This window comes from Mycolicibacterium sphagni (assembly GCF_002250655.1).
Lineage (GTDB): Bacteria > Actinomycetota > Actinomycetes > Mycobacteriales > Mycobacteriaceae > Mycobacterium > Mycobacterium sphagni.
In genome coordinates, this window is the sequence record NZ_NOZR01000004.1 from 131482 (window position 1) to 144528 (window position 13047).

General features: G+C 67.0%; 2 protein-coding genes. One reads left to right on the forward strand and one right to left on the reverse strand.

Annotation, left to right across the window (positions count from 1 at the left end; translation table 11 throughout):
* Positions 1 to 145: 145 nt before the first annotated feature.
* Positions 146 to 11251, reverse strand: a complete 11106-nt coding sequence (locus CG716_RS06405; protein WP_094477588.1) for a type I polyketide synthase — start codon at positions 11249 to 11251, stop codon at positions 146 to 148.
* Between the two features lie 348 nt (positions 11252 to 11599).
* On the opposite strand from CG716_RS06405, the gene CG716_RS06410 reads away from it, so the two are divergent.
* A complete protein-coding gene (locus tag CG716_RS06410) occupies positions 11600 to 13009 on the forward strand; it encodes a condensation domain-containing protein (protein ID WP_094477590.1) in 1410 nt (469 codons plus the stop codon).
* Positions 13010 to 13047: the final 38 nt, after the last annotated feature.

Genomic DNA, 13047 nt, shown 5'->3' on the forward strand with positions numbered 1-13047 from the left:
CCCCTTGCCGCGCCTCTCGCCCTCGCGGTCTTACCTGCTCAGGACGGGTTGCAGCCAGCAAACAACACCACTATGTGGTGATACAAATCATCGCGATATCCGTGCGATGTCTGTCACACCGCTACCCGTGGGGCGTTGCGTGTGGTCAGTTCTCGGGTGTGGGTGCGGGCCCAGGCTCGACGACACCCTCGGGCTCGGTGGCAGACTCCGCTGCTTGCGCAGGCTCGGAGGATTCGGCGTCGCCCGACGGCGCATCCGCATCGGGGAGTTGCGACACCAGATGCTCGGCGAGCTCCGCGAGCGTCGGGTAGTCGAACACCGCGGTCGGGCTGATATCGAACTTGCCGCCGAACTGCCCGAACAGGCGGTTGCGCAGTTCGACCGCCATCAGAGAGTCCGTGCCGAGGTCCAGGAACCGGCTGGTCGCAGCGGGCGGTTGCGCGAGCCGCAGGAAGCCCTGCACTTCGCGCTGCAGGAATTCGGTGACGAACCCACCCCGCGCTGCCACGGGAAGTTCCAGCAACTGCCGGAGCAACTCGCTGTCGCCGGTGACCGCTCCGTCGCCGCTGGGCAGCACCTGATCCAGCAGCGGCGGGCGGATCCCGCCCAGCATCTTCGCGGTCCGTTGCCAATTGGCCTTGAGCACAGTGGCTTGTGCGGCCCCGTGCCGGATCGCTTCACCGAGCGCGGCGAGCGCCGCCGACGGCTCCAGCGGCATCATGCCCTGGGCGCTGAGGTTGGCGACTGCGGCCTGCGAACTGGCCATACCGCCGTGACCCCATGGGCCGAAGTTGACGGCGGTCGCCGGCAGGCCTTGCGCCCTACGCTGCGCGACGAGCCCGTCGAGCAGCGCATTGGCGGTCGCGTAGTTGGCCTGCGACGGCGAACCCAGCACGGCCGATGCCGACGAGTAGAGGATGAAGAACTCGAGTTCGTCATCCTGCGTCAAGCGGTGCAGATGGTGGGCACCGTAGGCCTTGGGACCCAACGCGGTCTGGAATCGCTCGAGATCCTGCTGCGGCAGCAGTGCATCGTCGAGCACGCCGGCCAGGTGTGCCACGCCCGCCAGCGGCGGCAGCTCGGCCCTGATCTTCTCCAGCAGCCCGGCGATTTCGGACTCCTCACCGACGTCGGCCGAGAAGACGTGAATCCGGCAATGGAACCGTTCGGTGATGGCATCAATCGCCTGCTGCAGCTCCGCGTCCGGAGCGCGACGGCTGGTCAAGACGATGTCACCGGCGCCGAGTTGGGCCAGATACGACGCGGTGTGCAGGCCGAGCGCCCCGAGGCCGCCGGTGATCAGATAGGTCCGATCACCATGCGGTTGAAGCGGTTTCGGCATCTGCACCACGATCTTGCCGATATGCCGCGCCTGCTGCATACGCCGGAATGCGGTCCGGGCCTCGGTCAGCGGGTAGACCTCGGCGGGCACCGGTGTCCATTCACCCTTGGCCAATCCGTCGGACACCTCGACCATCAGCTTCTGGATGTGGTCGGGATCGGTCATCATCGTGACGTCCAGCGCGACGATCTCGTAGTCGATGTCGGGACGCAGCGCAGACATCTGCTCAGCCGTCCAGATATCGCGTTTGGCGATCTCGGCGAACCGGCCGCCCTTGGCGGTAGCCCGGACCGTCGCCTCGACAAAGCCCTCGTTGGTCAGGCTGTTGAGAACCACGTCGACGCCCTCGCCGCCGGTGTCCGCGAGAATCTGGTCCGCGAAATCCGTTGTGCGCGAATCGTAGACGTGCTCGACGCCCATCTCACGCAGCGTGGCGCGCTTGTACTTGCTGGCGGTGGCGAACACCGTCGCACCGTGCGCACGGGCCATCTGTACCGCGGCCAGCCCCACGCCGCCACTGGCAGCGTGGATCAGCACCTTGTCGCCTGGCTTGAGCTGCGCCCAGTCGAACGCCAGCCGGACCGTCAGTGCCGCGGCGGGAATGGTCGCCGCATCGACCGCGCTGATGCCGTCCGGCACAGCGGCCAGCAGCGGTGCAGGCACATTCAGCCGGCTGGCGAACGCCCCCTGCATCGAGCCGAAAACCCGCTGGCCGACCTCGAATCCCGTTACCTCGGAACCCAATTCGGTGACCACACCACACAGGTCACCGCCGATCGGGCCCGGGTCGCCGGGGTACAGGCCGAGCACGTTGAGCACGTCGCGGAAGTTCAGGCCGGCCGCTTCGATCCGGACCTGCACCTCGTTCGCCTTGGGCGGAGCCACCTCCGCCTCGGTGAGGCGGAGGTTGTCGATCGCACCGCGCTCGGTAGGCGCCAGCGCAAAGTCGTCGCTGCGCGGCATCGGCAGCTGACCGTTGCGCGCCCAGTGCAACAGCCGGGACACCAGGAAACGTCCCTGCCGCACCGCCATCTCGGGTTCGACGACCGGTGTGCCGAGCGTGCCGGCCAACCAGCCCAGTGACCCCTCGGAGGCGTCGCCGTCGACCAGGCGTACGCGCAGGGTCGGCTGCTCGGCGATCAGCGTGCGACCGAATCCCCACAGTGCGGCTTGGACCGGATCGACCGGCTCGCCGGGTTCGGTGGCCACCGCACGCTCGGTGACGATCCACAGCCCACCGGCCAGCGTGCCCTTCTGCTCGGCCAACGCGGTCTGCGTGGCACCCAGCAGGGTGGCGATCTCGGCCTCCAACCTCGCGGCGAGGTCAGTCGTGGTTTCGGTGTCCGAGTGTGCCGAACTGCGCCAGACGATTCCGGCGACTGGCGCACCGCGCTCGGCGGCGTCGGCGAACGCGCGCTGCCAGGACTGTGGGTCGGTGATGTCGTCGACCGTCGCGGCTCCGGGCACCTCGGCCGCCAGCGTGTCGAATCCGGCGATCAGCCACGTGCCGTTGGTGGCCTTGGCGGTTTCGGGCTCGTCGCCAGCGGCCGCCGGGGCCGCGATCTCCTGCCAACCCAGGCTGTACAGCAGTCGGGTGGAGTCCCCGCCCAGCCCGCGGAGCAGTGCCTCGCGGGGAGCGCGCTTCACCGTGAACTCACGGATTCCGCCCAGCACCCGGCCATCCGGGTTCACGAAATCGATATCGAAGACCTGGGTTTCATTGGTGAGCGCGTTCTCATGCCAGCGGGCACGGCAGTAGAACCGTCGCGGCATTTTCTCGGCCACCGTGACCTGTCCGTACCGCAACGGCAGGAACAGATCCGACATGCCCTGCTCGGCGGCGAGAGTCGCCGGGAAGGCCGGGAAGGCCACGCCGGTGCACAGGTCCAGCAGGACCGGGTGGATCGGCTCACTGCCCAGGTGCTCGTTGAGTTCTTCACCGACGGCAATGTCACCGATCGCCTCACCCTGGCCGACCCACAACGACTTCAGCGAGGTGGACCACGTCGGTCCCCAGGCCAGTTCCATGTCGTGGAAGATGTCGAAAAGCTCTTGCGGGCGAGTGCGATTCATCTGCTCGATCGCCTCGTCCGGCGAGACCGCCCCGTCCTGCACTGCCTCATCAGCGTCGGTGCCGGCCAGCAGGCTGCCGTCGGAGTTCAGCGACCACTCGGCATCGCGCACCCCATAGGGTCGGCTGTGCACTTGGAACTTCCAACCGTCGTCGACGGGATGCAGCGCCAGCTGTACCTCGCGAGATGCTTTGTCGGGCAGGATGATCGGCTCGTAGAAGAAGACTTCCTTGACCCGCGCCGGGGCGCCTACCGCAGCCAGCGCCATCGTCGCGTACGTCGCGCCGGGCACGACCACGGTGCCGTAGATGACGTGATGTGCCAGCCATGGCTGTGTCTTGATTGACAGAACGTTGGTGTAAACGGTATCGCCGGAGGCCAGATCCTTGGCGCTGCCCAGGATTCCGGATGCGGCCGTACCGTCTGCCCGAATGCCTGACGTCTTCGGCCAGTAGCGCCGGCGCTGGAACGGGTAGGTAGGCAGCTCGAGCCGCTCGCCCGGCGCGTGGTACTTGGCCTCGAAGTCCGGCCGGTGCCCGCAGATATACGTCGTGGCAAGCGCTTCGGTGATCTGGCGTTGGGCATTGGCGCCCTTGCGCAGCGACACGATCGCGCGCGGCGTGGCCGTCGACTCCGGCCAGATCTGCAATGCCGCGGCGGTGAGGATCGGCTGCGGGCCGATCTCCATCAGCACCGAGCAGCCCAGTGCCGCCACGGTACGCACGCTTTCGGTGAATTGCACCGGCTGGCGGGAATGCCGCCGCCAGTACTGCGCGTCGATCGGTGTCTCGCCGGTGAGCACAGCCCCGGTCCGGTTGCAGACCAGCGGCCGCGAGGGCACGGCGTACTCGAACTGTGTGGCGAACGATTCGAATTCGTCGAGCACCGGGTCGAGCAGTTCGGAGTGGAATGCGTGACTGGTCTCCAGCCAGGTGCAGCGGGTTCCGTCTTCGCTGCACGCTGCGACGATCTGCTCGAGATCCTCGCCGGGACCGGACAGTACGGTGTTGCGGCCGTTGTAGGCACCCACCGAAACCCGGGGGAATGCCGTCGCGGCGCGTTCCACGTATCCGGGATCGGCGAACACCGCCACCATGCGGCCGCCCGCAGGCAGGCTGCCGAACAGCCGGCCGCGTTCGGCGATCAGCCGTGCCCCGTCCTCAAGGCTGAAGACTCCGGCCACGCAGGCCGCGGCGTACTGGCCCACACTATGGCCCAGGACCACGTCCGGCTCGATGCCCCAGGACTGCCACAGCCGCGCCAGGCCCATCTCGACGGCGAAGATCGCGGGCTGCGCAAATGACGTGTGCCGCAGTGTTTCTGCAGCCTCGCGGTCATTGGAGAACATGATGTCCAGCAGCGGATGCGGCAGCATCGAGTCCACGGCTTGCGCGCAACGCCGCACGGTGTCGGCGAATACCGGCTCGGTCTCGAACAATTCGCGTGCCATGCCCGGGTACTGGCTGCCCTGCCCGGGGAAGAACCACGCGGTCGTGGGCGGGTCGGTGCATTCGCCCCGCAGCACGCCGGGACGCAGCCGGTTGGCCACCAGGTCGTCCAGCAGCATCTTGGCCTCGTGGACAGACGTTGCGACCACCGCCGCGCGATGCTCGAAATGCGAGCGTCCGGCGCCGGCTGTGAAGCACACGTCGGCGATCGGCACATCGGGATGCGCGTCCAGCCAGGTGGAGTAGCGCTGCGCCAGCGCCAGCAGACCCTGCGCGGAGCGCGCAGACAACGGCAACAGGCTCAACGGTTCCCGAGCGGTCTCGGCTGCCACCTTGCCGTCGGCCGGTTCGCCGATGATGTCATCGGCGGAGTCGCCGTTGTCAGCCGTCAACGGCTGCGGCGCCTCTTCGATCAGCACGTGTGCGTTGGTGCCGGTGAACCCGAATGAGCTGACGCCGGCCCGCCGGGGCCTGCCGCTGGCGTGCCACGGCGTGGCCTCGTCCACCACCCGCACCGGCAGCGAGTCCCACGGGATGTGCGGAGACGGGTTGTGGAAGTGCAGGTTCTGCGGGAGGAGCTCGTGCTGCAACGACAACACGACTTTGACCAGACCGGCGACACCGGCAGCGGACTCCAGGTGGCCGATATTGGTTTTGGCCGTTCCCATAAGCAGCGGCCGACTCGGTTCACGGCCGACGCCGTAGACGGCCGCAGCCGCCTGTACCTCGATCGGGTCACCCAGTGGGGTGCCTGTGCCATGGGCCTCGAGGTAGTCGACGTCCGCCCCGGTGAGGCCGGCACGGTTCAGAGCCGCGGCGATGAGGCGTTGTTGGGCACCACCATTGGGCACCGTCAAACCGCTGGAGGCACCGTCCTGGTTGACCGCGCTGCTGCGGATGACCGCGCAGACGCGGTCACCGTCGCGCTGTGCGTCGCTGAGGCGCTTGAGCACCAACACGCCGCAGCCTTCGCCGCGCACGTAGCCGTCGGCGGCGGCGTCGAACGTCTTGCATCGGCCGTCGGGGGCCAACATGCGCGCTCGGGACGCGGCGACGATGGACGCCGGGCTCAGCAAGACGTTGACGCCACCGGCCAGTGCCATATCGCAGTCGCCGGAGTGCAGGGCCTGGCTGGCTTGATGGACCGCCACCAGCGAGGAGCTGCAGGCGGTGTCCACCGCCATCGCCGGCCCTTCCAGGCCGAGGGTGAACGCGACCCGGCCCGCGATCGCGTTGAGCGCGTTACCGGTGATGAAGTGGGCTTCGAGGTTGTCCACTGATTCGCCGGAGAGGAGATGCGCGTATTCGTTGGCGCCGACGCCGACGAAGACGCCGGTGCGGCTGCCGCGCAAAGAGGACGCCCTATACCCAGCTCTCTCCAGCCCTTCCCACGCAACCTCGAGCATCAGGCGCTGCTGTGGGTCGATCCAGATGGCTTCCCGCGGGGAGATGCCGAAGAACTCCGGGTCGAAACCGTCGACGCTTTCCAGGTATCCGCCGCTGCGGGTGTAGATCTTGCCCGGCGACTGCTGATCAGGGTCGTAGTACTGGTCGACGTCGAAGCGGTCTTCCGGGATCTCCCGGATCGCATCCACGCCGCCGGACAACAGATCCCAATACGCATCGGGATCGGGTGCGCCGGGGAACCGGCATGCCACCGCGATGATCGCGATGGGTTCGTCGGTAGCCGAGGTCGCCAGAGACGTCGGCTGGGCGACTGTTTGGGCGCCGGCCCGCTCGTTGAGGTTGAGGACGTCGGACAGCAGGTAGTCCGCCACGTCGGTCAGTCGCGGAAAGTCCATGGCCAGCGTCGCCGGCAACTCTTTGCCGACCGCCTGCTCGAGCCGGCGCCGGAGCTCCACGGCCATCAGCGAATCCATGCCGAGGTCGAAGAATCCAGCCTCCTCGCGGATCTCCGACGCGTCGATGCGCGTGACCTCGGCGACGGTATTGCGGAGGTATTCCAGGACAAGCTTCTTGCGCTGCTGCACGGGAGCCGCGGTGAGCTGATCGACCAGCCGCGTGTTGCCCGACGCCGAAGACACGGCGGACACCGATTCGGGTACCTCGCGGGCCACTTCGGCCAGCAGGGCTCGCCGGCCGGCCTGCAGGTAGATCGGCAGGAAGCGGGCCCAGTCGATGCGCGCGACGACGGCTTGTGCCGGCCCTTGCGAACCTGCGGTGACCATGACGTCGGCCATACCGGCCAGCGCGTCCGCGGGTGACAGCGTCCGGATACCGCGTCGATCCAGTTGTGCGCGGGCGTCCTCGTCTGCCATCCCTGCCGACCAGGGACCGAAGTTGACGCTGAGCGCGGGAACACCCTGTGCGCGCAGCTGCCAGGTCAGCCCGTCGAGGAAGGCGTTGGCCGCGCTGTAGGCGCTCTGACCGTAACCGCCCCACACCGAGGAGATCGAGGAGGTGGACAGGAAGAAGTCCAGTTCCAGATCCGCGCTCGCCTCGCTCAGATACCAAGCACCCCAGACTTTTCCGGAGAACACCCGATCGACTTCGGCGCTGTCCAGCGAGCTCAGCGGGGTGGTGTTGTTCTCGCCGGCGGCGTGCACGATGCCGGCCAGCGGCGGAAGTTCGGCCTGCACTGTGGCAAGAAGGCGGGCGACATCGTGCGGGTCGGCGACGTCTGCTGCGACGACCCGGACGTTGCAGCCGTGTTCCTCGCGCAGGGAGTCGATGCGCCGCTTGGCTGCCTCGTCGGGTGCGCGCCTGCTGGTCAGCACCAGCTGCCGGGCTCCGCTGGCGGCCAGGTATCCCGCGATCTCCAGCCCGAGAGAACCCAGGCCGCCGGTCACCAGATAGGTGGCATCCGAACGCAGCTCCAGTGCCGTCGGGTTCGGTTGCCCAGACCGGCGTACCAGCCGCGGAACGTGTACCGCGTTGTCCCGCAGCGCGATCTGGTCCTCGCCCGGCGACGCGGTGACGACCTGCTTGATCAGGCGCGACCACTCGTCGGTGCCGCGGCCCGACAGATCAGCGAGTCCGCCCCACACCTGCGGATACTCCAGCGCGGCGGCGCGGCAGAATCCCCACAAGCTGCTCTGCTCCGGCGACATCGTGTCGGCATCGGTAACGCGTTGTGCGCCATGGGTTACCACCCAGATGGGCGTACGCAGCTCGGCGGCGGCCGCCGCACGGAACAGGCGCTGGGTCCCGCCGAGGACACGGTGCTGCATCCGCAGCAGCGACCGCATCGACGCCGCACCGTCGGAGTCCAGGGCTGCGACGTGCAGGATGCGTAGTGCCGGCTCGTCCTGCACCGCGGCGCGCAATTCGTCGGCCAGCTTTTCCTCGTCGCCGTCGGACACCGGCAATCCGAGGACGCGGTGCCGGTGTCCGTGCGTGGTCAGCGCGTCGATCAACGGCCGCATGACAACGGCGTCGTCGCCGACCAGCAGCCAGGCGGCGCCTTCGCCGACTTCCGCGGGAGAGAAGTTGGCGGCAGGAGCGGAGCCTGCGGAGCCACCAGATGACATCCGCTGCCAGCAGATCTCATACCGGATATCTGCGATCGACTGCGCACTGCGCTGCCGATTATGCTGCGCAGCAAGCATGTTCAGCACATCGGCGGTCGTGTGACTACCGCCCGCGCCATCGAGCAGCGCGGCAAGCTCTTCGATCCGGCCGTCCTCGAGCAGCCCCATCGCCTCGGTGCGTGCGGAATCGTTTGCCCCGGCCTGAGTCTGCTTGCTGTTGAACCAGTACTGCCGATGCTGGAAGGGATATGTCGGCAGGTCGAGCTTGCGCGCCGGTTGCTGAACCAGTGCAGCGAAATCGGGCAGATGCCCGGCGACATAGGCGTTGGCGAGTGCTTCGGCGACCTGGCGGTGATCGGCACCGCTACGGCGTAGCGAGGGGACCGCCTTGGGTGCGGTCGCCGGGTCCGGCCAGGCACGCAGTGCTGCGGCGGTCAGCACCGGCTGCGGGCCGACTTCGAGCAGCAGTGCGCAGCCGAGTTCGGCCAGGGTCGCCACCCCCTTGGCGAATTGGACCGGCTGGCGCGCGTGCCTGCGCCAGTAGGAGCCGTCGAGCTTGGCGTTGCGCCCCAGTGCGGCACCGGTCCGGTTGCAGACCAGAATCCTTTGCGGCGAGGCGAATTCGAAACCGTCGGCGAAAGACTCGAATCCGTCGAGAGCCGGATCGAGTAGCGCCGAGTGGAATGCGTGGCTGGTGTCCAGCCAGTCGCAGCGGGCGCCGTCGTCCGTCAGTGCAGCGACCGCCCGCTCCAGATCTGCTGCGGGACCGGACAATACGGTGTTGGCACCGTTGTAAGCAGCGACCGACAGGCTCGGGTATTCGTCGGTGAGGCGCTCGACCCGGTCCGGGTCGGCGAAGATCGCGCACATCCGCCCGCCGGACGGCAGGTCGCCGAACAGGCGGCCCCGCTCGGCCAGCAGCCGGGCGCCGTCCTCGAGGCTGAACACGCCAGCCACACAGGCCGCCGAATACTGGCCGACACTGTGGCCCAGCAGCACGTCGGGTTCGAAGCCCCACGATTGCCACAACCTGGCCAGACCCATCTCCACTGCGAAGATCGCTGGCTGGGCGTGGCGCGTCTGCTTCAGCGCCTCGCCGGCATCCGCGTCACTCAGGCCAGTTCCAAAAACAATGTCCAGCAACGGCTTATCGAGCACATCGGCAACCGCCTCCGCGCATCGGGTCATTGTCTCGGCGAATACCGGTTCAGTCTCGAACAATTCGCGAGCCATGCCGGCGTACTGGCTGCCCTGCCCGGGGAACAACCAAGCGGTCTTCGGCGCTTCGACACAGTCACCGCGCACCAGTCCGGGGGCCGGCAGGTCGTCGGTGAGCGCGCCGAGCAGCTCGCGGGCGGACTCGCGGGAATTCACCACCAACGCGGCCCGGTGCTCGAAGTGGGCTCGCCCGGCACCGGCCGTCAGGCACACGTCGGCCAAGGTGGCCTCGGGATGTGCGCTGAGCCAGCCGCGGTACTGCTCGGCGGTCTGCACCAGGGCGGCCGGGGTGCGCGCGGACAGCGGGAGCACCATGAACCGTCGGTCGTCGGCCGGTTCAGCCGCCGGGGCGGGAGCAACTTCGGGCGCCTCTTCGAGGATGACGTGCGCGTTGGTGCCGGAGAAACCGAACGAACTGACGCCCGCGATGCGGGGCCGGTCGGAGCGTTCCCAGGCGACCGCCTGGTCGACGACCCGCACCGGGATCCGATCCCACGGAATGTGCGGCGACGGATTGCGGAAGTTGAGGTGCTTAGGCAGTTCCTGGTGTTCCAGCGACAGGACGACTTTGAGGACGCCGGCGACGCCCGCGGCGGCCTCCAGGTGTCCGATGTTGGTCTTCGCCGAGCCGATCAGCAGCGGCTGGTCCGCGGCGCGGCCCTTGCCGAGTGCGGCGGCCGCGGCCTGAACCTCGATGGGGTCGCCCAGCGACGTCCCGGTCCCGTGGGCTTCCAGGTAGCCGATGTCGCTGGGGACCAGCCCCGCGCGGTCCAGCGCCTCGCCGATGACCCGCTGCTGGGCGACGCCGTTGGGCACCGTCAGACCGCCGGAGGCACCGTCCTGGTTGACCGCACTACCCCGGATCACGGCCCGGATCCGGTCACCGTCGGCAAGCGCGTCTTCGAGGCGCTTGATGGCGATGACGCCGCAGCCTTCGCCGCGCACGTAGCCGTCGGCCGCCGCGGCGAAAGTCTTGCAGCGGCCGTCGGGTGCCAGCATCCGGGAATGGGAGAACGTGATCATGGTCGCCGGGCTGAGAATGACGTTGACCCCGCCGGCCAGCGCGAGGTCACACTCCTGAAGGAGTAGCGCCTGGCAGGCCTGGTGAATGGCCACCAGCGACGAACTGCAGGCGGTGTCGACTGTGACTGCGGGGCCCTGCAGCCCCAGCCGGTAGCTGATCCGGCCGGCCGCGGCCGCGCTGGACGTACCGATGGCCAGGTAGGCCTCGATCTCGGGGTAGGTCAACGCGTCGGATGCCATGCCGAGGAAGTCATGAGTGGCCAAACCGATGAAGACACCGGTTCGGGTGTTCGCCAAAGTCGTTGGTGCGGTGCCGGAATGCTCAACGGCCCGCCACGAGGTCTCCAGCAGCAACCGATGCTGAGGGTCCATCAACTTGGCTTCGCGCGCCGACACTCCGAAGAACGGCGCGTCGAAACCGGTGGCATCGTCGACGAAGCCGGCGCGTCGGGTGACCACTTTGCCGCGGGCATCGGGGTCCGGATCGAAGAATTCCTCGGCATCCCAACGGTCCTGGGGCACCTCGGTGACGGCGTCTCGACCGTTGTGAAGGAGATCCCAGTACTGGTCCGCGTCCGCGGCGCCGGGAAAACGGGCCGCATATCCGATGATCGCGAAGCGGGGTGCCTGCTGCGTCGGATGTTCGGTTAATGCCATCAGGTTGTGCTCTCCGCGTCGGGCCGTAAAACGTCGATCCTGTACGGGAGACCACGTCTGGCCAGGATCAACGTCCGAACGGCCAGCCCGGTCATCTCCCGACAGCGACGGCCGGCTCATCTCCCGACGGCCAGTATTGCATGTGCGTTGCTGAAGGTCGTGCTTTCGTGCCCTCTTGACAGTGTCGCCGTAGGCTAGCGCGCCAGCGCCTCGGATCGGGGCCTGCTACCGCCTCTGAGCAGCGCCATCGGGTCCTTCGGCGACCGGCACAGGCTCAGGCGCTATGTTGGTCTGGCCACGAGCGTCGCCGGTCCCCGGCCGTAGCCGTACCGACCCGGGAGGGAAATATTGCATATCGGGAAGATTTCAATCGGCACAATCGATGATTGGTCGCCGAGCCCCGGTGTTGTGATCTCCTGGCATCCGACAACTGCGGCTATGGAGAAGGCCCGACAGGCACCCGTCAGTTCGGTCCCCGTGAGCTATATGCAGGGGCAACACATTCGTGGCGTGTACGAACAGGACGCTGCTGGCCTCGACTATTCACGGCAAATCATCGCGACCTGTGAAGTTCCTGGTCAGTGCGATATTTCTGCCATGAACCATGCGCTCAACGCGTACTTGCGCCGCCATGACACCTATCGGAGTTGGTTCGAGTATTCCGGTTCTGGAGATATCGTCCGGCGCACCATCGCCGATGCGGCCGATATCGAATTCGAGCCCATTGATCACGGCGAAATGGGCGCCGAAGACGCGCGCAAACACATTGTTGACATACCCACTCCGCTGGAATGGGGATGCTTCTCATTCGGCATTGTGCAGAGTGCGGATCACTTTGATTTCTACGCCAGCATCGACCATGTGCACGGGGACGCGGCGCTCATTGGAATCACCATGCTCGAAGCCCACGGCATGTACACATCGCTGTTGATGACCGGGCAACCCATGGCACTGCCTGAGGCCGGCAGTTTCGACGATTTCTGCCTCAACGAACACAAGTCGACCGCGGATTTGACGGTCGATTCCCCCGAGGTCCGCGCTTGGATCGAGTTTGCCGAGGACAATAACGGCACTCTGCCGGAATTTCCGCTGCCGCTGGGTAATCCGCTGGAACCGACGGTCGCGGACATGGTCGGCGACATACTGTTGGACGCCGAGCAGACCGCGAGATTCGAATCGGCTTGCACGACGGCAGGTGTCCGCTTCGTCGGGGGGCTGTTTGCCTGCACCGCCATGGCGGAGCATGAGTTGACCGGTGCCGCAACCTATTACGGGCTCACACCGCGGGATACCCGCAGGACTTCGGACAACTTCACCACGCAGGGTTGGTTCACCGGCCTGGTGCCGATAACCGTCCCGATCGCCGCGACGACGTTCGGTGAAGCCGCCTGGGCGGCACAGAATTCGTTCGATTCGGGACTGAGCCTGGCAAGAGTGCCCTACTACCGCGTGCTGGAACTCGCGCCGTGGTTGGACAAGCCCCGGCCGAACTTCCCGGTCTCGAACTTCCTGCACGGCGGGGCCGCTCCGCTCAACGCCGTGCTCGCCGCCGCTGACATGGGCTATTCCAATAACATCGGCATTTACTCCGACGGACGATTCTCTTATCAGCTGACGATCTATATATTCCGGTACGAGGCTGGAACCGTGATGTCGGTGATGTTCCCGGATAACCCGATCGCGCAGAAGTCGGTTGCCCGATACATAGCCGCGATGAAGTCGGTGTGCGAACGGATCGCAGACAGCGGGCATTGGTGACGTGTTGTGAGTAGCGGGACCTCACGCGTACGAGGAAC